This is a genomic window from Methylophilus sp. DMC16, assembly GCF_056314045.1.
Window position 1 is genome coordinate 873,434 of sequence record NZ_JBQUZC010000001.1, and the last position, 21,004, is coordinate 894,437.

Consider the following 21,004-nt stretch of genomic DNA (forward strand, 5'->3'; position numbering starts at 1 on the left):
AGCGTTTATCCAGTGTCATCCTGGCAAAGGCATCTTCGGATGCCTTTTTTATTGATCAGGCAGACTTCTACTTATTAAAGCCCGACGCGCTCTTCGGGTTTTAGCGCAGCGAGTTCCTCATCCGAATATAAACGGCCTCGCGTGATAAAGGCCATGCCACTGCCACAATCGAGTGAAAATGAGCCACTGGAGCCCGGCATCGCATCGAGGATGGTGTGCGTACTGTGCATAAAACTGAAATGACTGTCACTCATGTAAAAAATAGCACCACCGGGCAAGGTTCCCAGTTTGACATCCATCGGACTGGCGATGTATTCGGCGGCTGGTAGGCACATCGGGCCACTGCCTTCACAACATCCGCCTGATTGAAAAAATACAATCGGGCCATGCTGGGCGGTTAATTGCTCAATGAGCGCGATGGCCGCTGGCGTTGCAGAAACACGTTCAGTCATGCTCTTCCCCTGTTTATAGTGTGATAGATAGATAAAAAAAGGAGCGAAAAATTCGCTCCTTTAGATCAAACAAATGTCTGTTTTAGCATTCCCGCCAAGATTTAGAAGAATCCCAGTTTTTTCGGGCTGTAGCTGACCAGCAGGTTTTTGGTTTGCTGGTAGTGGTCCAGCATCATTTTATGCGTTTCACGGCCAATGCCGGACTCTTTATAGCCACCGAATGCGGCATGCGCAGGATAAGCGTGGTAGCAGTTAGTCCAAACGCGGCCAGCCTTGATGCCACGGCCCATACGGTAAGCGCGGCTGCCGTCACGCGACCAGACGCCTGAACCCAGGCCGAAAATGGTGTCGTTGGCAATGCTTAGTGCTTCAGCTTCATCTTTAAAGGTGGTCACTGCCAGCACAGGTCCAAAAATTTCTTCCTGGAAGATGCGCATTTTATTATGACCTTTGAACAAGGTCGGCTTGATGTAATAGCCTTCAGCCAGATCACCGCTCAGTACATTACGCTCACCTCCGCACAATAACTGCGCACCTTCCTGACGACCAATATCCATGTAGGAGAGGATCTTGTTCACTTGGTCTTGGGATGCCTGGGCACCAATCATGGTGTTGGGGTCAAGTGGGTTACCTTGCTTGATGGCGGCAACACGTGGCAATACACGCTCCATAAACTTGTCGTAAATGGATTCCTGGATTAACGCACGGGAAGGGCAGGTACAGACTTCACCCTGGTTAAATGCAAACAGCACCAAGCCTTCTACGGCTTTATCCAGGAAATCATCATCGGCAGACATGATATCTTCAAAGAAGATGTTAGGCGATTTGCCACCCAGTTCGAGGGTTGCTGGAATCAGGTTGCTGGCTGCAGCCTGGGCAATATAACGGCCGGTGGCTGTCGAACCAGTAAAGGCGATTTTCGCGATACGCTTGCTGGTAGAGAGTGGAGCACCTACCTCACGGCCAAAGCCGTTGACGATGTTGATGACGCCAGGCGGAATCAAATCAGCAATCACTTCCATCAGGATCAGCAGGCTAATCGGCGTGAACTCTGCAGGCTTCATTACCACCACGTTACCCGCGGCCACAGCTGGCGCCAGTTTCCAGGCGGCCATCAGAATAGGGAAGTTCCACGGAATAATCTGGCCGACCACGCCTAGTGGCTCGTGAAAGTGGTAGGCAACGGTATGTTCGTCCAGTTCACTAATGCTGCCTTCTTGCGCACGCAACGCCCCGGCAAAATAGCGGAAATGGTCTGCTGCCAATGGAATATCGGCATTCATGGTTTCGCGGATAGGCTTACCGTTATCGACGGTTTCCGCAGTCGCGATCAACTCAAGGTTTTGCTCGATGCGATCAGCAATTTTCAGCAACAAGTTGGAGCGATCAACGACAGAAGTCTTGCCCCATTTATCGGCTGCTGCATGCGCTGCATCCAATGCCAATTCAACATCCTCGGCGCTAGAACGTGCAGCTTGAGTGTAGGGCTTGCCAGTAATAGGCGAGATGACATCAAAATATTCACCTTTGACCGGTGCAACCCATTTTCCACCGATAAAGTTATCATACTTGGCTTTATAGGGCACTTTAACGCCCATCGCCTTGAGAAGATCCAAACTCATAGTAACTCCTGTGTTTTTTCTATTAATATCGTAGCAGAACTGCTCTCCAAACCGCCTACATCAAATCGCAACTAGATATCGCGATAAACATACGTTAACACCTTATTTTATAAGGCTTAGCCGTGTGTTTGTGTTCTAAACATTAAACCTTAAAAATAACAAAAGCAAGCTTTTTAGCCAACTTTATACTGTTTTATAAGATAGCAGACCTGACATCTTGCTAGCCCTAAAACAGGCCATATGCAGTGTGAAAGTCGCCAGTGGTTGCACCATAAAATGATTTGGCGTCTTTAACTTTTATGGGTATAATCCCGCCTTCTTTCGGAGAGATGGATGAGCGGTTTAAGTCACCACCCTGGAAAGGTGGCATAGGGGCAACTCTATCGAGGGTTCGAATCCCTCTCTCTCCGCCAAATAAAAAAAGCACCCAATAGGGTGCTTTTTGTTTAATGTAGACCGTTATTTCTTTTTCTCTGCTACTTTTTCGGATTTAATCTCAGCCGCAGTTGCTTTCTTGGCGCCGACGCTTACATCTTTCTTCAGGTTTGCCAAGGTTGCCTGGCCTATGCCTGGCACTTGATCCAGCTCTTCCACTGACTTAAAGCCACCACTCTTTTTTCGATATTCAATGATAGCTTGCGCCTTGGCCGGACCGATACCATTCAGGCTTTCAAGTTCAGCCTGGCTGGCCGTATTGATATCAACCACCGCATAAGCGGCTGGCAATAAAAGGAAATACATCAGGTAACCCATAAGCGTTTTCATCATATGACCTCCAGAATCGTTAAGTATAAAAAAACAGGCATTGCGCCTGTTTTTAATTCTACTGAGCCAGTCCAGGTTCGGACGGTTAACGCCCTTAAATTAATTTAAAAATGTTAAATATTTTTAATAATTGTATTTAATGCAACAATCGGGTCATCTGCTTGTGTAATTGGCCTGCCTATCACCAAGTAGCTGGCGCCTAATGCGATGGCATCTGCAGGCGTCACAATTCTGGTTTGATCGTCCTTTGCCGAGTCCTTTGGGCGAATACCCGGGGTGACCAGACAAAAGTCAGGCCCCAATGCTTTTCTTAGCATGCTGGCCTCTTGTGCTGAACAAACTACACCATCTAAGCCAGATTGTTGTGTCAGTGTGGCCAATGCGAGTACCTGTTCAGGCAGGGTGCGCTGAATCCCCAAGCTATGCAACGTTGGCGTGTCCATACTGGTTAATACCGTGACAGCGATTAGCAGCGGCGCTTGATCACCAAATGCTTTATCCAGGCCTTCACGTGCGGCCTGCATCATGGGTTGCCCACCACTGGCGTGAACATTGATCATCCATACGCCTAAATTTGCGGCGGCCTGACAGGCTTTTGCCACAGTATTCGGGATATCGTGAAATTTGAGATCGAGGAACACATCGTATTGCCGCGCAACCAGTTGTTCGACAAGCTGAGGCCCGGCGGCGGTAAACAGTTCCTTACCCACCTTGAGTTTACACAGGCTTGGGTCAAGCCGATCTACTAGCGCGATTGCCGATTTGGCATCTGCATAATCCAGGGCAACAACAATTTTACTGTCGGTCATAAAGGAATTGTCTTAGGAATGAAACGGGTTGGGGAAGGGCACCAAACGGGTTTATTTTCGTTTAAGTAACTTGATATCTCGAATGGTCGCTTCAGTGGGTTCGGGCGGCAGCGACTCCCAGGCATTACAGGCTGGGCATTGCCAATGATATTGTTTGGCCCGGAAACCACATTGGTCGCAATAGTAGGCGGCACGGTCACCTATGGCATTGCGAACAGTTTGCTGCATCAACTGCAAATCATGCTGTTCATCCTGGAGCATGGCACGCGCTTGGAGCAATTGATCCAGCGATTTGAGGCTGGGTTTGCGGATCAACTCATTGCGGGCGAGTTTTGCCGCTTTATCCGCACCTTCAGCCTGCAGGGTGGCCTCATACAACACCGACATAATGCTACTGAGTTGATACAGCTCCAGATAGTAATGGAGTTGGCTCAGGCCTTCTTTTAAGCCTCTGGACAGTTTGAGGTCGCCTTCGCTTTCCTCTTCACCATACAGCGCGGCATAGCTTTTAAGCATTTTTTGCGCGACCAGGCCCAGATGTTCTGGATGCTGCATTTCTATGCGTTTCCAGAGCGCAATTGCATCGGAATGGTGACCTTGATGTGCCGCAATATCGCCCAGTAAGACATTAGCGCGCACACAGTTCTTATTAGCGTCCAGCGCTTGTTCGAGTTGGAATTTTGCAGAGGACCAATCCTGTTTGATCATTGCATTGGCGGCCAATTCACAATAATACTGAGCGACCTCTTTGCGGTAAGACACGCCTGACGAACGCTCTAATTCGGTGGCAATGCCAATGGCAAGTGACCATTCGCGTTCCTTGACATAAATCTCAAGCAGGTGACGCAGAGCGGCTTGTTCATAGCGAGTATGGCGCAGTGTTTGAAAAATTTCTTCGGCACGATCATACAGGCCTGCCTTGAAGTAATCCTGCGCCAATTCCACTTTGATTGATGTCGATTGCTGCTCGGTGAGTTCGTAGTTTTCGAGCAAATTTAAGTGCAAGTGAATCGCGCGGTCTGTCTCACCTGTGCGGCGAAACAGGCTCCCCAGCACAAAGTGCAGTTCCAGGGAGTCTTTATTCATATAAAGCGCTTCACTGAATGCATCTACCGCTTTGTGGTACTGGTCAGCAATGAGCAGATTCAGACCTTTAAAATAGGTGGCTGGCAATGAGGTGGATTCAGCAATCAGTTGCTTGATGTCCACGCGGGCTGCAATCCAGCCCAATGTAAAAAACAGAGGCAGAATCAATAACCACCAATACTCGAATTCAACCAGCATAAAAGCTCTCTTGTTTGATCACATGACATTTTACCCAAGCGCTCCTCAATGCGCCATCAATAGCGGTCTGAGCGGCCAAAAAAAACGGTATCCGAAGATACCGTTTTTTACTGCTGAATCACAAAAATTAAGATTCGATCGCGTCTACGCGGTCACGCAACTCTTTACCAGCCTTAAAGTGCGGCACGTATTTCGCTGGCACCTGTACTTTGGTACCAGTTTTCGGGTTACGTCCCAAACGAGGCGGGCGGTAGTTCAAGCTAAAGCTGCCAAAACCGCGTATTTCGATACGCTCTCCTGTTGCCAGGTTTTCCGTCATTGCATCAAGGATGGTCTTGACGGATAACTCTGCGTCTTTCAGCACAAGTTGCGGAAAGCGCTGGGCAAGCAGGTCTATTAGTTCAGATCTTGTCATGATCTAAAGCCTTCTTATTTTTTGCTATCCAGTTTGGCTTTCAGCAAAGCACCCAGGTTAGTTGTCCCGGCAGAAGCTTCATCAATCATGACATCATCCGCTTTTGCTTTTTTGGCTTTTGGTTTACCACCTTTGTCTTCGCCAATTGGTGCGCTGTTGCCGCTTGGATCTTCAGTCAACTGTTTAACGCCCAGAGAGATACGCTCTTTCTCAACATCAATGCCCAAGATAACAGCTTGCAGCTCATCACCTTTCTTGAAGTTGCGGATCGCTTCTTCGCCAGACTGAGTCCAGGACAGGTCAGACAAGTGTACCAAGCCATCAATACCGCCTGGCAAGCCAATGAACACACCAAAGTCAGTGATAGACTTGATCTGGCCTGAAACTTTGTCGCCTTTAGCGTGGGTTGCAGCGAAATCATCCCATGGGTTTGGTTTGCACTGTTTCATGCCCAGTGACAGACGACGACGGTCTTCGTCGATTTCCAGAATCATCACTTCAACTTCGTCGCCCAGTTGAGCGATTTTGCCCGGGTGGATGTTCTTGTTGGTCCAGTCCATTTCAGACACGTGTACCAAACCTTCAATGCCTGGTTCTACTTCAACGAACGCACCGTAGTCAGTCAGGTTAGACACTTTACCGAACAGGCGTGTACCGACTGGGTAACGGCGGCTCAATGCCACCCATGGGTCGTCGCCCAATTGTTTGATCCCCAGAGAAACACGGTTTTTCTCTTGATCGAATTTCAGGATCTTGGCTTCAACTTCTTCACCAACGGTCAGCACTTCAGATGGGTGCTTCACACGGCGCCATGCCAAATCAGTGATGTGCAACAGGCCATCGATACCACCCAGATCCACGAACGCGCCGTAGTCAGTGATGTTTTTAACGATACCCTTGATCACAGCACCTTCAGTCAAGCTGCCCAACAATGCTTCACGGTCAGCACCCAAGGTGTCTTCCATCACAGCACGGCGGGAAACCACGATATTGTTACGCTTGCGATCCAGCTTAATGACTTTGAAGTCCCACTCTTTGTTTTCGTAAGGAGTGGTGTCTTTAACTGGACGAATGTCTACCAGTGAGCCTGGCAAGAAAGCCATGATGCCGCTGACAGAAACGCGCAGACCGCCTTTAACACGGCTGCTGACAAAACCTTTAACTACACGGCCTTCGTTCATGGCTTCTTCCAGATCCAGCCATGCTTGCATTTTCTTCGCTTTTTCGCGAGAAAGTTGTGTAGAACCAAAACCATCTTCCAGTTTTTCGATCGCTACTTTAACGAAGTCGCCAACGGCAACTTCCAGTTCGCCTTGTGCGTTTTTGAATTCACTGGCGTTAATTACGCTCTCGGATTTCAAGCCGGCGTTCACGATAACGAAATCATTGTCTACAGAAACTACTTCGGCGGTGATTACTTCACCAGCGCGCATTTCCTGGCGGGCCAGGCTTTCTTCGAAGAGGGCTGCAAATGATTCCATGGAAGAGGATGTATTAGAAATAGAAGCCATTAAAAAATTGTCCAATTTTTACTCGCATGAAGACAGGCATCTTGCAGCGAGCCATTGCAAGGCAAAAGCGCCAACAATGGAAAAGGTTTAAAAAATATTGCCCAAGCGTGACTTGAGCAACCCGAATCCAAGACTATACACAAAAAAATTATTGGGTTCAATGACTTATGTGTGTTTTTATTTAGTTTGCGCCGCTTTTTTAAATGCTTCGATAATGATATTCACCGCTTGCTCAATATTGATGTCGGTGGTGTCCAGCAAAACCGCATCTGGCAATTGCTTGAGTGGCGCGACTGCGCGCTGGCTATCGCGTAAATCGCGCTGCTGCAAATCAGCTAGAATCAAAGCGTAATCTGCGTGATCGCCGCGTTGAATTAACTGATCGTAGCGTCTTTTTGCGCGCGTTTCGACCGCGGCTGTCAAAAATATTTTCAATCCGGCATCCGGGAAAATGACAGAGCCAATATCGCGGCCATCACCAACCAGCCCAGGGGCTTGCCTGAAATTGCGTTGCGTTTGCAACAGCGCGGTACGTACGGCAGGGTGGACAGCGACTTCAGAGGCCCCTTTGCCCATCTGTTCTGTACGAATATGGTGGCTGACTTGTTCGCCGTTTAAATAAGCTTGGCCATGCTCAAACTTGATCTGCATCTGTGTCGCGATATCAGCCAGTGCATCAGCATTTGACCAGGCCACGGCTTGTTGAGCAGCTGCATAAGCCAATAGACGATAAATCGCACCCGAGTCCAGGTAATGAAATCCAAAATGGGTAGCCACGCGTTCAGCGACGCTGCCCTTGCCAGAAGCAGAAGGGCCGTCAATGGCAATGACTGGAGGGAGAGGGTTATTCATAATAAATTTTACTTATCAATCGGTTAAAAACAATGAATTGGATTTTGACTTTTGGCTTTTATATTATGGCTGCATCGTTAATAAGGAGCACACCATGATTAAAACCATGTCTTTTGCCATGCTGCATTTTAGCGTCGCGTTCACCATTGCCTATCTTTTCACAGGCAGCCTGCTGGTGGGTGGGCTGATGGCGCTGGTTGAACCGGCCTGCAACACCGTGGTGTTTTATTTTCACGAGCGTGCCTGGCAACAGCATCAGCATTCTCACGACGTGGCGCCTGCCGCAGAGCCTGACGAGCATGAGTGGGCGTATGCGGCGTGAGAATGGCTAGCGAACAATGCTGGCGAATACCTTAAAGTACTCTGGAAAGGTTTTACCCACACATTTTGGGTCATTAATGGTAATGGGCACGCCGGCCAGGCTGAGCAATGAAAAGCACATGGCCATGCGGTGGTCATCATAGGTATCAATTACTGCGTTAGGGGTCAGTTGCAAGGGGGCGGTGACCTGAATATAGTCCGGGCCTTCGACCACTGTGGCCCCGACTTTGCGCAGTTCTGTTGCCATGGCTGCAATGCGGTCGGTCTCTTTTACGCGCCAGCTGGCGATATTGCGTAGGGTCGTTGTACGGTCTTGATCCGAATTGCCACGCACAAACATGGCCATCACGGCTAAAGTCATGGCCGCATCGGGGATGTGATTACAATCAAGGTCGATCGCCTTCAATGTGCCTGTGTTTTCAGCACGCACGTGGTTGTCGCCATAGCTGATCCGTCCGCCCATGAGATTGGCCGCCTCAGCAAAGCGGATGTCGCCTTGGATGCTTTGCGCGCCGACGCCGTTGACGGTGACGTCACCCGCAACAACACCCGCACCAATAAAATAAGAGGCGCTTGACGCGTCACCTTCTACATATATTTCTCCTGGCGCGTGATAACGCGCATCTGCAGCAATGTAAAAATGCTGCCAGCCATCCCGTTGCACGGTCACGCCAAAGCGTTGCATCAGGTTGAGCGTGATTTCGATATAAGGCTTGGAGATCAGTTCGCCTACCACTTCAATACTGGCCGCCTGGCCTGTTAGCGGCAAGGCCATCAACAAGGCTGTCAAAAACTGGCTTGACACATCACCTCGTATTTTGATCGCTTGACTGACATCCAGCTGCGCTGGCGAAATTTGCAGGGGAGGGTAGCCCGCATTCCCCAGGTAGCTGACTTGCGCGCCCACCTGTTGCAAGGCATCCACCAAATCGCCAATCGGGCGCTCATGCATGCGCGCAATCCCATGCAGATGGTAGTCACCGCCTGAGAATGCCAGTGCGGCAGTCAAGGGCCTAAAGGCCGTCCCCGCATTGCCCAGAAACAAATCCGCTTGCTTATTGGGAAAGTTGCCGCCACAGCCCGTGACTTGCCAGGCATTTTCAGAGATATTTTCCAGCTTGACGCCTAACGCTGATAAGGCCTCCAGCATTCTGGCGGTATCGTCTGAGGCGAGCAAGTCGCGAATGACAGTGACGCCGTCAGCAAGTGCTGCGAGCAATAGCGTACGGTTTGAGATACTTTTTGAGCCAGGCAGGGTGATTGCGCCTTGGGCTTTGTGGGCAGCGGGTAAATGCAGTTGTTCCATAGCGATTGGTAATTATTGAATTTTTGACTTGGCCCAGTCATTACGTGCACGGCTGGCATGTTCAAACAAATCGTGCAAAGCACGACTGTCATCAGCCTCCAAGAGTGCCGTCATGTCGCTGAGCGCTTGTTGATAGAGCCTAAGTTCACTTAATAAGGCGGTTTTGTTAGCCAGTGCAATATCACGCCACATCTCAGGATGACTGCCTGCAATGCGCGTAAAGTCGCGGAAACCGCTGGCGGCAAATTTGAACAACAATTCCGCATTGCTACGCTTGGCCAGATCCTCCACCAGTGCGAAGGCAAGCAGGTGCGGCAAATGGCTGACGGCTGCAAATACGCTGTCATGTTCTTGCGCACTCATGTGCGAAACCACTGCACCACATTGCTGCCAAAGCCTGCTGACTTGATCGAGCGCTGAGTTAGAGGTCTGCGCATCAGGCGTCAGAATGACATTCTTACCGAGATACAAATCAGCCATGGCAGCAGCAGGGCCACTTTTTTCCGCCCCAGCAATCGGATGACCGCCCACAAATTGATTAACCTGGTCCCCAAGTTCGGCCCTCGCGTACGCCATCACGTCCGACTTGGTGCTGCCGGCATCTGTGATAATGGTCGACTCGCCCAAATAGGGGCGGATGGCCTTTAAAATCGCCGGCGTCTGTGCCACTGGAGTGGCAATGATAACCAGATCCGCCGCGTGCAGTGCAGAAGCAATATCCGTTTCCGCACTGTCAATCAAACCCAAATCCAGTGCTTCCTGCAAGCTTTGTTGAGCGCGGCCCACACCAACAATGTGAGGAGCCTCCGGGTGTTTTTTAAGGGCCAGCGCAATGGAGCCCCCTATTAAACCAACCCCAAAAATCACAATTTTCTTGAACATTTGTAAATTGTACCATGTCGAAGCAATGCGCCTTTAAGTTTGGCTCACCACCGTTTAAGGCGTATAATCCAAAGTCTGTATTGGGGCTGACCCGGTTTCGACGTGGGTTGCAAAGCAGTGCAGGGCATACCGAGGATTCAGGTTCCCTCGTAAATCCATCTGAAAAAGTATAGTCGCAAACGACGAAACTTACGCTTTAGCCGCTTAATCCCGGCTGAACGCTGCACCGAAGAGCCTCTCGGTCGGGCCGGGTAACCGGCAGCAGCGTCATTTAGAGAGGATCGTGCTTTACCGGGTTGCTTGGTAAGGCATTAAATCCAAGGCAACTCGCTTGTCATCTGCTTGCTCGTTGGTGGGTGCCTGGTTAAATATAAACAACACAGCTAAGTATGTAGAACTGTCTGTGGAGGGCTTGCGGACGGGGGTTCAATTCCCCCCAGCTCCACCATTTGAAATGTTCAATGCATTGATTTGATTGAACAATGAGCGTAAAACAAAAAGCCACCTTCGGGTGGCTTTTTGTTTTACGTATGGGTTACGATAACTCCATAAAACGGTCTTCAATGAATTGTTTCTCGATTTCATTGCGCTGTTTCTCTGTGGTTAATGCCGCAAGCTGTTCCTCAAGTCTGCGTTTTTGTTGTTCCATTTCATTCAGTTGGAATTGTAGCTCTTTTGTGAATGCATCATTGGCTGATTGTATCGGGCGATTGTTCATGACCTGTAGTTGCTGTATTTCATGACGCAATTCCGCAATGGTGTTTTCAGCCTCTTTGGCTTCTGATCTTGCTTTCATCATCATGGATTGATAGCTTTCAATCCGCTTTCTCATGGCCGCCATTTCGACATTTTCGTCAGCAGACAAATTGTTATTGCGCCGGAGTTGACCAGCCATTTGCTCTAGATGTGTTTGCAATTTATTCAGCTCTTGCAGCACGGGCTCACTCAATCGCTCAGCAATAATGTTATCCGAGGCTTCCGATAGCAACAAATCATCCAGGCGATCCCTGATCTCCTGTGCTACTTTATCAAAGCGCTGTATGCTATTGATTAACAATGGATCTGATTGTTTATGGTTTTCCTCATAGTTGGAAAATCTTCTATCCAGAATAGTACAGAGTGTGTCTAGTCGATCGCTGGATGACTCGAGCTCTGTATAGCACTTACCCAGTGCGTTAAAAAACTTTTCCTGCTGTAATGTATTGCTGATGAGCAACTTGACTAATAAAAAGGCGGCACCCAAGCTAACGATAATCCCGGCACCGCTCAGTAATTCACCCCAAGAAAATGGCATCCTATTCTCCTTACAGGAGTTTGATATAAGTAATAAATCCTGTTCCGATTTCTGGTACATGGATTCGATAATCCATACGGCCAGCATTGCTCTTCAACGACATCTCAAGGCGGGGAAATTGTCGACTGACTATACTTGATCTAGCCAGCTTCAATGGACCATTTTTATGTCCAATTGACATACCCGCACCAAACTCATCCATGAACCTTCTCGCTTCATCTAGTTGGTCGTTACTGGCGCCACCACTGGCGAGTATGGTTTTAAGCATTTCGGGTTTTTCATTATTCAACGCCCACAACAGGCCTACAGCGTTCATTTCCATGATAGCAAGCGCATTGACGGGGGGTGTTTTCCCGTTTTCGCCAAACAATCCAATGAAATTGTTTTCAGTCAAATCCGTTAAGCCCAGTGGAGGGCAGGGCTCTAGCGTAAAAGCCTGACCCTTCAGCATGCTTGAGAGCATTTGATGGCTAGTCGCGAGATTCTCTGGGATAGCCGCAGGCTGCTCAGTGATTCCGCCCACTGGAATGATTTCCAATATTTTTGATCTTAAATCAATATCCTGGAAGGGTTTGTTAATTACAAATCTTGCACCACTTTGATAAGCCTGATCGATTTTTTCGGCGGCAGATTCCGTGGTCACAAAGCCAATTGGGATTTTTTTCCCGTATGTTTGGCAGACATGCTGACAAAATTCAAGGCCACTGATTTTATGCATGTGCCAGTCAGTAATAATCAAGTCAGGGCGATAGCCCTCAAGAATATTCATCGCAGCTTCAGCATCTGTCGCAGTTTGAATTTCTAGCTTTGGATAATTACACCCTTCAATCGCACGTTTGATAATGCTTTGTATTGCGCGACTGTCATCCACAATCAAGAATTTGGCTGCTTCACCCGTCATTGTGCTCATAATGAAAATACCCCTGAAAACTTATGATTATTTACATCGAAGATCACCAGATTCACCAGGTCTTCGTTTGGTTTATCGCTTACAAATAAACGGCTGAATGTCGCCGTTTTTTGGAGTTCAAAAAACTCTTCTAAAGGAATCTCTTTGGGGAGGCCCAATTCACTGTGCTCATCTACAATCAAGCCTCCTCCCATGATATTGCATGTCTCCTTTTTGGCATCTTTGACATCCTCATCGGATAATTCGTCAGAAGATAAGCCAAACATATGAGATGCGATTTTGTGTGCCTCAGCATCATCTAATATCAAGCCAATCGCAATCGACTCATGTTGCGGTAATTGGTCGATATAAAGTGGGAGAACAACCGCCATGAGGTTGTCATGATTGTGAAATGTATAGCGCTGACTTTCCTTGAAGTTGAAAGCGGAACCGCTTACAAACGACCAGGAGTCAGATATTTTTTTCACCATTTCCTGTGTAGGCAAAAGCTGCATGTAGCATCTCCAACAATAGGATATTGATGCTAACGCAGCTTAAAAAGGATTGAAGGCTGAATAAATGGTGTAAAAAGCAGGTAAATTTTTCAATTGCCATTCATTGGATTTACGCGGTGAATTAAATGATCCGCTTTAATTTCTTACAAAACTTGTACTTTGCTCGCTTATTCATCTCATCAAAAAAACGAATCTTCCATTCACACCTTACCTTTAACGAAGCTAAATTTTGTTCACCGCACGCAGTCATGCGTAATTTTCTACACTTGCGTGTACGTGGTGGTGCATAGGCCAGTTGTTTTACTTGATACATGATAGTGCTAGGGACCACCATCTTACCCAATAACCATCTTCTGAGGACAATAGGCTTCAAGTTTAACTGATGGATAAGTTTCTGCTGATCTATGGTCCCTAGAAATTCCCCAATTTTTAAGCACCAGAGCAGGGTGAGTTGCGTTTGTACTTTTGCAATTTGTTTTTCTTCCCTCATTTTCTTCCCTTTTTCTTGTTTGAAAGCTAATACTAGCACTTTGTAAGGTAATGTAAATATTGATTTATTTGCAATCATTTAAAATGTCTTAAGTTTTCATTTAGTAAAGCACCAGTAAACACTCTCTTTAAGTAATATTCTGGCGGAGAATGATAACTTATTGAATTTTTTTAATTTAACATAATATACAATGTTTTAACATTTGTATGGCTTGTGTAAAGGAAAGGGAGGATAGGGCGGTCACAATCAAAAGTGACACGTTGATAAAACCGCCTTCAATAAGTTTAATAGCCTCTGTTGCTGACAGTCCGGCCATTTCTGCGAGTCTTAAGGTATTAAGGCCGTTAGGTTGGCTTTTATTGTTTTTCCAGCGATTTAAAAGCGGTGTGCTAATACCTAATCTTTTAGCAACCTCATAATAGCTAATATCGCCTTGCGCTTTTCTTGCTGCTTCTAGTAATTCACACATAACTTTTTATTTCCTTTCTGCTCGAGTGCTTCTTTAAGCATTCTGATTTGTTCATCTCTTCTTTGTCTGTAAATTCTTTGCTTCAGTTCGTCTGTGACTGGGTTCTGTTGTTCATTCTTTTCAGGCTTATTCATTTTGTTGCCCTTTTGACAAATAATTTATAGCTAACATTATTTAGCTAAAAAAAGTTGTTTACAAGCTAAAAAAAATTAGCTAGTATCTGCTTTAAATTAGTTAACAAAAATTAGCTAATTTTCAGCAACCAAACCCCTGCGGTGTGCTGACCTTCTTTAGATGACCAGTATCATTTTTAGAACCGAAAGGGCAGGGGACCACAATGCGGCACCATTGGAGGTTTTTATGAATGCAATGGCATGGAATGCTCTTCACGTTTCTGAGAGAAAATCTTTACTTTCTCTTTCTGGTCATTCAGTAAACCTTGCTCATCGTTCATTTGACCTTATCCCTAAAAACGTAATCCACGATATTACGTTTGCTCAAAATTTCAATAAGCGTCAATTATCTAATTCTCAAATTTACGAAAAGCCTAGCTTGTTTGAAGTAAAGGCTTTCGACACATCAAACAATTTAATTAAGCAAATGCCAGGGTTAACCGCTCCTGATTTGCTTGATTGTTCTATTAGATACAACGTCGGTCTTTTTGCTACTCCATTCGATTACGCAACAGCTTTAATCAATGAGTTAAATACAATTTTTGGAACCGACTTCGCATTGTCCAGCCGCGTTACAGCCTCGCGCGTGCTGTCATCACAGTAGGGGCTTTTTTTAAAATTTTTAGGAGTATTTATCATGCGCATTCAAGTTTTATCTGCAGGTGAAATTGAAGAGGGTACACGCCAAGATCAGCAAAAATGGTATCGCCGTATTTATCAAGTATTTGATCCCGTTGGGCAAGTTGCTGGAAATATTCCGGTATACGGAAAAAAAGAAGAGTTGGAGGCTATTAACCAGGCTGGCATTTATGAGGCTCATACCCGTGTTCGTGCTGGTAACAATGGTCGTTTGGAAGTTGCAATCGTTGGTTTGTCGGCTCCTACTCCAGCGGGTAAGGCTGCTACAGTTTGATGACAAACAAAAACCCCGAGAGCTGGTAACTGTCGGGGTTTTTTGCTTTTTAACCTTGTTCAAGAAGGCTAAAACATGGAATTAACTTTAGATGATTTAGATATAGATGTCAATTATTCAGGCGTTGATTTGCCTTATGAATGGCGTTTAAAAATAGTTACTTTCGCAAATAACACAGCGGATTTTATTATGCAGAAAATTAAACATAGCATACCAAAATCAACGCCTGAATTTTTCGGCGGCGGTGTTGTTTATCCCAAAACATTAAGCATTGAAGAGCAAGAAGAAAAACGCTTAGAAAATCTGCAACGTGCTGTAAGACGCGCAAAAAAAGCAGTGCATTACGCTGTCAGGCAAATTTCTGCGGACCATATGTTAACTCTTACCACTCGCGAAAATATTACCGATAGGGCTGAATTTTTCGAGTTGTTTACTAGATTTATCCGGCTTGTCCGCAATAAGCAATTGATCGGCTCAAGACTCGTAACTGTTCCTCGTAAAAATTATCCGTATGTGGCCGTTCCTGAAATTCAAGACCGTGGCGCATATCACATGCATGTTGCTGTCACTGGTCGTCAAGATATTAAGTTTTTAAGGGCCTGCTGGTATGTCGCCCTCGGCGGCTCTATTACCGACTCTGGTCAAGAATCACTTGGACAAATTGACGTTCAATATCGCAAGAAAAAATGGGGCAATGTTTCTGAAACCTTTCAAACCTTAAGCCTTGTTCGGTATATGACTAAATATATAGATAAAGATTTTGATAAGACTGCCGACCTTGGTCAGCATCGCTATTTAAAGGCCCGTGACATTCCCCAGCCTGTAGTTCAAAAGCAATTTGTTTTTGCATGTTGCATGAACGGTAAGGACTTTACTGACGCCATCATTGAGGTTTCAGACCTCGCTCATTTTGTTACTGGCTTACACCCAACGCAGATGATTCCTTGGAATCGCGGCCAAGATATTTTCATTCTTAGGGCTGCTTTCTAAAGCTAATTTTATGAAAAAACACTTACTTTTAATTGTTTTACTTTTCAGTTTATCAATAGACACTTTAGCTGGTGTTTGTGCTGATAAGCCATCATGGCAATATGGTGCTGCTTCCTCTGGTGGAACCACTACAAGGCAAATAAATGTTTTTACCAGTAATTTCAATTTTAGTTACTCCTCATCTTCTTCTGCTGGTTATGACTGCTTAGGTTTCATTGCTTTTAATAATTCAGAATGGAGTACATACCTTTCTAATTTGAATTTAATTTCAAGCCATACAGCGTCTATTAATAACGCTGTTTCTGATATTTCTGTTTTAAAAACAGATAACACCACAAATAAGAACGATATTTCAATTTTAAAAGCCGACATTCAAAGCCTTAAGAGCTCCTCATCTTCCGGCAATTCTTCTGCTTATGACTATGTTCTTGCTGCTCAATTTTGGGGTGCTGCATTTGGCTCCGTGCTATCTCTTTATGTTGTTGCATCAATGGCTGGAACGCTCATTGATGCTGTAAGACGTTTTTAGAATTGGGTAATCTTGCCTAGTCCGGCCAGTCGGTAACTGGTTTTTTTTAAGGAGTTTTTATTATGAAAATGTTTCATGTTTTGTTTGCTCTTGTATTTTCTTTTATTTCTGCCATTGCTCATGCTGCTGGTGTCGATGTTAGTGCCTTAACGACTTCTGTTGATATGAGTACGGTTATTACTGCCATTTTGGCGGTTGCTGGCACTATGGTCGGTGTTTATGTGGCATGGAAAGCCGCAAAAATGGTTATTGCTGCTGTTCGTGGTCTGTAATTATTAACAGGGTAGGGTGCAGCACACCCCTAACGACCTATGCCAACTTATCTAACACCGCAAGAATTTTTAAACTTCATGTGTTTTTTTTGGGGTTTGCTTTCTGCTTGGGCTGTCATTAAGGGCTTATCAAATGAATAAGTACAAAATTGTTTTATTGTTTTTATTCTCTTTCTTTGGCTCTGCTTCCTTTGGTGCTTTGCAATGGGATATCGCGGCTTATCTTTCTGCTGGCACTGCTATTGCTGTTTCTGCTGCTTCCATGCTTGGGGCCGCTCCAATTGTTGTCGGTGGTGTATTGGCTGTTGGCGTTCATGCTGCTGTTATCGGGCTATACTGGAACGATGTGAATCCCCCTAAAACTTCCTCTGGTTCTAACGCTTCCAAGGGTTTGTCTGTTGTCCTTGATCCCAACACTCCTTTGGTTACTCCGCAAAATTGGTCTGCTCCGGTTGCAAGTGCTGATAATCCTAATTTGGAGCCTTCACCTCCTCAGGATGAAAATAAATTAACTCCTGTAACTGGTTCTTCTCGTTTCCCAACTACTGATACTTCTGGCCGTAATCATGATGATATTTGCAATGGAGGAACAATTCAGAATTACAACTGTGTTTTAACTGGTGACACTGTCCCGGCTCTTATTGCTAAATTTGAACAAAATGCAAAACTATCAAGCAAGTATTGTTATCCCTACAATACATGTTCTAATTTTCATCAAAGTGAGGATGAGCCGTACAAGGTTTGTTTTGATGAAACCGGCGATTTTGGTACTGAAGAAATGTGCGTTCCTTTTATCACTGGTTTTGGTACTTGCAAACCTGGCTATCAATTGGACGAATCTTATAACTGTAAGTTAAGCAATCCAGCGATTGTTCAAAAACCATCTGACGACATTTGCGAGGTTAGGATAAAGAACGGCGTATTTACGCCTATGAAGAATGACCCTGATTGTTCTAATAGTGCGATTCAAGGCTTAAATACAGCTCAAGTCTCCGCTGGCTCTTCCTCTAAATCAACTTATCTTGTCACTACGGCAAATAATGATTTAACAATTTATGACAAGCAATTCAGTTCAGATTCTAATAAGACAACTGCCAGCATTGCTCATATAAATGCTGACACTACTGTAAATTCTCTTCAGACCCTTTATGCATCTGGTAATCAAGTTGGCACGTTGCCAGGTACTGTTAATGCTACAAATGGTAATACAACCGACGGCTTAATAACTGGAGGCAGCTCTGGTAGTAATTCATCTGGTAGCGGTTCTGGTTTGTCCGCTTCTGAGGTTTCTAATATCTTGGATGACAAGCTGGGAAAGGTTTTTTCTACTAATGGTGATCTTGCCAATAAGGAAGAAGTTGCGCCTTCTAACCTATCTTCGCCACTTGTTGACTATTTCAACCCTATCCGGTCTTTGCAGTTGCCGGCCTCTTATGGTGCATGCCCTGTCGCATCGTTAAACCTGTTCAATAAAACATTTGTCATGAATCAACATTGCGATATGTTTGAAAGCCACAAACAGACTATAAAAAACGCTTTCACACTTATCTTTTTAATCCTTGGTTTTCGTATTATTTTGAGTGCTTAATATGTGGGCGATACTTCAAAAAGCTTTAATCTGGTTATTAGATGCAGCGCAAATTAAATTTGTAATCAGTGTTGTGATTACTGCTATTGCTGCGTTTTTATATAATCTTGTAATCAATTTAATTCAACCTTTTTTAAATACTTCCGCGATTTCTTCTGCTTTCGCGTCTATTAATCCGTCTGTCTGGTACTTTTTTGATTTAGCAAATTTAAGCTCCGGCGTCTCCATCATCATTGGCGCTTATTCAATCCGCTTTATTGTCCGGCGTATTCCCTTTATCGGTTAAGCCATGCCTGTAAATGCATACATTGGCGACCCTAGAAGCGGCAAAACTTACGAAGTCGCCACCGTTGTCATTTTTAATGCGATTAAGCAGGGTAGGCGTGTACTGTCGAATATTGCTGGTCTCAATCAGGATGAGTTTTACCGACTTATTAAGTTGCAAAATCCTGACGCTGAAAATTTAGGCCAAATTATCAGCCTATCGCATGATGAAGTTTTAAAACCTGACTTTTGGTTAACTGACGGTGATGCAAATACAGTTCGCCATGATCGCCAGATTCAACGCGGTGATGTTCTCGTATTAGATGAAATTTGGCGTTTCTGGTCTGGATTCTCGTTATCGGATACATCAAAAGAAAAATCAGACCCGCTTTATAAACGGCCTGCGTCTGTAATGAACTTCTTTCGCATGCATGGTCACATGCCGCACCCTGTAAGCGGATATATTTGCGAGATTAGCCTAATAACTCAGGATTTAGGCGATATCCACCGCTCTGTTAAATCCATCGTGAATCAGACTTTTAAAACTTCTAAGCTGACATCGTTGGGATTATCTAAGCGTTACCGTCTGGACGTATACAACAAAACCAAAACCAATAAACCTATCTCGTCTTATCAGCGTACTTATGATGACAAATATTTTTCATTGTATAAAAGCCATTCAATGCAAGAAGAGGGCGGGGCGCAACCAGTCGAAAAAACTATAGATCGCCGTGGAAATGTTCTTAAATCTAAAATCTTTCCGATTCTTTTGTTTTTGCTTGTTCTGGCTTTTTTCTCTGTTCGTTATTTATTGTCATTTTTTCACCCTGCGGCCGCAAAGCCTTCCAGTGGTACAAGCCCTACCGGTACTCTTTCGCCGCCTTCTCAGTCAGTTCCTTTGCAGTCTGTACAGCCTCCCGCTCAGTCATCCGATTTTCGTATTGTTGGCAAGGTTAAAAAGAAGGGCGTTGAATACTTTGTTATTCAGTCTGTCGCTGGTCAATTTCGATATGTTGCAGCTCCATCTGTTAAGGATTACGGCATAGACAAACAAATCATTTTTGATGGCGTTATAGCCAATTCATGGGAGCGATTCAATGCAAACAATAATTCGTCTTTTCCTGTGCCTTCTCATTAATCCAGCTTTTGCGGCCTCTGATAACTCGATTGAGTTGGACGGCGTTTCACTATATGAATTGTCAAAGCTGGCTTTTAACGAGGTTTGCAATCTTGATTTTTCAGCTGATTCAGATTTTGTAAATGACCCAAGGAAAATCAGTTTTTTTGCTCGTGATCGTAGCCCTGACAATATTAAAAACCTTATATTTAATGTGATCGAGAAAAACGGTTATTTCATCAGTCAGGATAAAAAGTTTTTATATATCAGTCATACTAAAAAGGAAGAGAAGGCGGACGTGTATGTCCATTACCCTAAAAACCGCTCGGCGGAATCTCTTGTTGAGCTAGTCCGCCCAATTTTTCAAAACAACTTAATAAGCTCCGTTCGTTCAGTGCCAGACCCATCCGGCCAGTCTCATGCTGAAGGTGCCCCCGATACTTCAGCACTCGGCCAGATCGATAAAAAATCCCAAGCTATTGTTTTTAACGGCCTGCCTGCCGATATTGAGCGTTTTAAAGGTCTTATGGCTTCCCTTGATATTCCTGATTCTCAGGTAGAAATAAAGGCCTTCTTATATGAGGTAAAAGTGTCTAAGGTTGATCAAACCGGCCTCAATCTTGTTTTTAGCCTTTTATCTGGCAAGTTAGGTCTAGACCTCGGCTCTAAATTAACCACAAATTTAATAAAGCTGAATTTTGACAATTTGACTGCTGCCTTAAATCTTTTCAGTTCTGACAATCGATTTAATCTAGTGAGTAGTCCGCATTTGCTTGTAAGTAACAATGAAAAAGCCACTTTCAATGTCGGTCAGGATGTGCCAATTCTCGGCCAGTTCTCTCAGTCTGTGAATGGCCAGATCGTACAAAGTGTTCAATACAAGCAATCTGGCGTTATTTTTGATGTTAGTCCACGTATTCTGGAAAACACCATAGATCTATCTGTCCATCATCAAATTAGTTCTTTTATTAACACCACGACAGGCTTAAACAATACGCCTACCCTTAACAAGCGCGAGCTATCGACTGTAATCAAGTCTAAACATGAAGATGTTTTGATTCTTGGCGGCCTTAATGAAAAAATTTCTAATCATTCAAAGTCTGGTTTTAAGCTTCTTCCATCTATTTTTAAAAATAGCGCTATTGATGACTCTGAGAGTGAAATTTTGCTTATTTTGTCTGTAAAAAAAATCTAGCTACATAAGCTGTAAAAATTGTCTGTTTGGGGTAATATTGGACCAAAAAATATATCAATTACGCTTTGTTCGGATTGATATAAAAAA

At 45.0% G+C, this 21,004-nt stretch carries 25 protein-coding genes, 1 tRNA gene and 1 other RNA gene; 12 read left to right on the forward strand and 15 right to left on the reverse strand.

The window, feature by feature from the left end:
- Positions 1 to 74: 74 nt before the first annotated feature.
- A complete protein-coding gene (locus tag ACT53D_RS04230; RefSeq protein ID WP_194746686.1) occupies positions 75 to 452 on the reverse strand; it encodes a DUF779 domain-containing protein in 378 nt (125 codons plus the stop codon).
- A 101-nt stretch (positions 453 to 553) separates the two neighbouring features.
- Positions 554 to 2,074: an acetaldehyde dehydrogenase ExaC gene (exaC, locus tag ACT53D_RS04235; RefSeq protein ID WP_194746687.1), complete on the reverse strand. Its 1,521-nt coding sequence runs from the start codon at positions 2,072 to 2,074 to the stop codon at positions 554 to 556.
- Positions 2,075 to 2,397: 323 nt separating this feature from the next.
- Between exaC and ACT53D_RS04240 the strand changes: the two genes are divergently transcribed.
- A tRNA-Ser gene (locus tag ACT53D_RS04240) sits at positions 2,398 to 2,487 on the forward strand.
- Between the two features lie 46 nt (positions 2,488 to 2,533).
- Here ACT53D_RS04240 and ACT53D_RS04245 read toward each other — a convergent pair.
- The 6 genes from ACT53D_RS04245 to cmk form a co-directional block, all read right to left on the reverse strand.
- A complete protein-coding gene (locus tag ACT53D_RS04245; RefSeq protein ID WP_338654062.1) occupies positions 2,534 to 2,842 on the reverse strand; it encodes a ComEA family DNA-binding protein in 309 nt (102 codons plus the stop codon).
- Positions 2,843 to 2,952: 110 nt separating this feature from the next.
- Complete coding sequence (gene pyrF / locus ACT53D_RS04250; protein ID WP_476154617.1) at positions 2,953 to 3,648, reverse strand: orotidine-5'-phosphate decarboxylase; 696 nt, start codon at positions 3,646 to 3,648, stop codon at positions 2,953 to 2,955.
- A 51-nt stretch (positions 3,649 to 3,699) separates the two neighbouring features.
- On the reverse strand, positions 3,700 to 4,932 hold the full coding sequence (gene lapB, locus ACT53D_RS04255; protein WP_476154619.1) for a lipopolysaccharide assembly protein LapB: 1,233 nt from the start codon (positions 4,930 to 4,932) through the stop codon (positions 3,700 to 3,702).
- Between the two features lie 127 nt (positions 4,933 to 5,059).
- Complete coding sequence (locus ACT53D_RS04260) at positions 5,060 to 5,347, reverse strand: integration host factor subunit beta (protein WP_018985241.1); 288 nt, start codon at positions 5,345 to 5,347, stop codon at positions 5,060 to 5,062.
- Positions 5,348 to 5,361: 14 nt separating this feature from the next.
- On the reverse strand, positions 5,362 to 6,828 hold the full coding sequence (rpsA, locus tag ACT53D_RS04265) for a 30S ribosomal protein S1 (protein ID WP_018985242.1): 1,467 nt from the start codon (positions 6,826 to 6,828) through the stop codon (positions 5,362 to 5,364).
- Between the two features lie 207 nt (positions 6,829 to 7,035).
- Positions 7,036 to 7,710 carry a (d)CMP kinase gene (gene cmk / locus ACT53D_RS04270; protein ID WP_476145634.1) on the reverse strand — a complete coding sequence of 225 codons (675 nt, stop codon included), beginning with the start codon at positions 7,708 to 7,710 and terminating at the stop codon, positions 7,036 to 7,038.
- 94 nt (positions 7,711 to 7,804) lie between these two features.
- Here cmk and ACT53D_RS04275 point away from each other — a divergent pair, with 94 nt between their 5' ends.
- Positions 7,805 to 8,032 carry a DUF2061 domain-containing protein gene (locus ACT53D_RS04275; RefSeq protein ID WP_275355173.1) on the forward strand — a complete coding sequence of 76 codons (228 nt, stop codon included), beginning with the start codon at positions 7,805 to 7,807 and terminating at the stop codon, positions 8,030 to 8,032.
- Positions 8,033 to 8,038: 6 nt separating this feature from the next.
- Here the strand turns inward: ACT53D_RS04275 and aroA are convergent, their stop codons facing one another.
- Positions 8,039 to 9,337, reverse strand: coding sequence for a 3-phosphoshikimate 1-carboxyvinyltransferase (gene aroA, locus ACT53D_RS04280; RefSeq protein WP_476154621.1), 1,299 nt, complete (start codon positions 9,335 to 9,337; stop codon positions 8,039 to 8,041).
- A gap of 12 nt (positions 9,338 to 9,349) precedes the next feature.
- A complete protein-coding gene (locus tag ACT53D_RS04285; protein ID WP_476154623.1) occupies positions 9,350 to 10,219 on the reverse strand; it encodes a prephenate dehydrogenase in 870 nt (289 codons plus the stop codon).
- 82 nt (positions 10,220 to 10,301) lie between these two features.
- Between ACT53D_RS04285 and ssrA the strand changes: the two genes are divergently transcribed.
- Positions 10,302 to 10,667: a transfer-messenger RNA gene (gene ssrA / locus ACT53D_RS04290) on the forward strand.
- An 87-nt stretch (positions 10,668 to 10,754) separates the two neighbouring features.
- Here the strand turns inward: ssrA and ACT53D_RS04295 are convergent.
- The 5 genes from ACT53D_RS04295 to ACT53D_RS04315 all read right to left on the reverse strand — a co-directional run bounded on the left by ACT53D_RS04295 (position 10,755) and on the right by ACT53D_RS04315 (position 13,876).
- Positions 10,755 to 11,573 (reverse strand): hypothetical protein, encoded by an 819-nt coding sequence (locus tag ACT53D_RS04295; RefSeq protein WP_476154625.1) that lies wholly within the window; start codon positions 11,571 to 11,573, stop codon positions 10,755 to 10,757.
- On the reverse strand, positions 11,524 to 12,423 hold the full coding sequence (locus tag ACT53D_RS04300; RefSeq protein ID WP_194746763.1) for a response regulator: 900 nt from the start codon (positions 12,421 to 12,423) through the stop codon (positions 11,524 to 11,526). Before ACT53D_RS04300 ends, ACT53D_RS04295 begins: the two co-directional genes overlap by 50 nt.
- Complete coding sequence (locus tag ACT53D_RS04305; protein WP_194746764.1) at positions 12,420 to 12,917, reverse strand: chemotaxis protein CheX; 498 nt, start codon at positions 12,915 to 12,917, stop codon at positions 12,420 to 12,422. The genes ACT53D_RS04300 and ACT53D_RS04305 overlap by 4 nt, the downstream gene beginning before the upstream one ends.
- Positions 12,918 to 13,038: 121 nt before the next feature.
- Entirely contained in the window at positions 13,039 to 13,485 is a 447-nt protein-coding gene (locus tag ACT53D_RS04310) for a hypothetical protein (protein ID WP_379076302.1), read from the reverse strand.
- A gap of 97 nt (positions 13,486 to 13,582) precedes the next feature.
- On the reverse strand, positions 13,583 to 13,876 hold the full coding sequence (locus ACT53D_RS04315; RefSeq protein WP_476154628.1) for a helix-turn-helix domain-containing protein: 294 nt from the start codon (positions 13,874 to 13,876) through the stop codon (positions 13,583 to 13,585).
- 360 nt (positions 13,877 to 14,236) lie between these two features.
- Here ACT53D_RS04315 and ACT53D_RS04320 point away from each other — a divergent pair, with 360 nt between their 5' ends.
- The 9 genes from ACT53D_RS04320 (at position 14,237) to ACT53D_RS04360 (ending at position 20,917) form a co-directional block, all read left to right on the forward strand.
- Positions 14,237 to 14,653 (forward strand): hypothetical protein, encoded by a 417-nt coding sequence (locus tag ACT53D_RS04320; RefSeq protein ID WP_476154630.1) that lies wholly within the window; start codon positions 14,237 to 14,239, stop codon positions 14,651 to 14,653.
- A 33-nt stretch (positions 14,654 to 14,686) separates the two neighbouring features.
- Positions 14,687 to 14,962, forward strand: a complete 276-nt coding sequence (locus tag ACT53D_RS04325) for a hypothetical protein (RefSeq protein WP_476154632.1) — start codon at positions 14,687 to 14,689, stop codon at positions 14,960 to 14,962.
- Positions 14,963 to 15,037: 75 nt separating this feature from the next.
- Positions 15,038 to 15,952, forward strand: coding sequence for a rolling circle replication-associated protein (locus tag ACT53D_RS04330; protein ID WP_476154634.1), 915 nt, complete (start codon positions 15,038 to 15,040; stop codon positions 15,950 to 15,952).
- Positions 15,953 to 15,962: 10 nt separating this feature from the next.
- Complete coding sequence (locus tag ACT53D_RS04335; RefSeq protein WP_476154636.1) at positions 15,963 to 16,481, forward strand: hypothetical protein; 519 nt, start codon at positions 15,963 to 15,965, stop codon at positions 16,479 to 16,481.
- Between the two features lie 62 nt (positions 16,482 to 16,543).
- Positions 16,544 to 16,753 (forward strand): hypothetical protein, encoded by a 210-nt coding sequence (locus ACT53D_RS04340; RefSeq protein WP_476154638.1) that lies wholly within the window; start codon positions 16,544 to 16,546, stop codon positions 16,751 to 16,753.
- Positions 16,754 to 16,886: 133 nt separating this feature from the next.
- Complete coding sequence (locus ACT53D_RS04345) at positions 16,887 to 18,341, forward strand: hypothetical protein (protein ID WP_476154640.1); 1,455 nt, start codon at positions 16,887 to 16,889, stop codon at positions 18,339 to 18,341.
- A 1-nt stretch (position 18,342) separates the two neighbouring features.
- Positions 18,343 to 18,627 (forward strand): DUF2523 family protein, encoded by a 285-nt coding sequence (locus tag ACT53D_RS04350; protein ID WP_476154642.1) that lies wholly within the window; start codon positions 18,343 to 18,345, stop codon positions 18,625 to 18,627.
- 3 nt (positions 18,628 to 18,630) lie between these two features.
- Complete coding sequence (locus ACT53D_RS04355) at positions 18,631 to 19,743, forward strand: zonular occludens toxin domain-containing protein (protein ID WP_476154644.1); 1,113 nt, start codon at positions 18,631 to 18,633, stop codon at positions 19,741 to 19,743.
- Positions 19,703 to 20,917 (forward strand): type II secretion system protein GspD, encoded by a 1,215-nt coding sequence (locus ACT53D_RS04360; protein ID WP_476154646.1) that lies wholly within the window; start codon positions 19,703 to 19,705, stop codon positions 20,915 to 20,917. Before ACT53D_RS04355 ends, ACT53D_RS04360 begins: the two co-directional genes overlap by 41 nt.
- Positions 20,918 to 21,004: the final 87 nt, after the last annotated feature.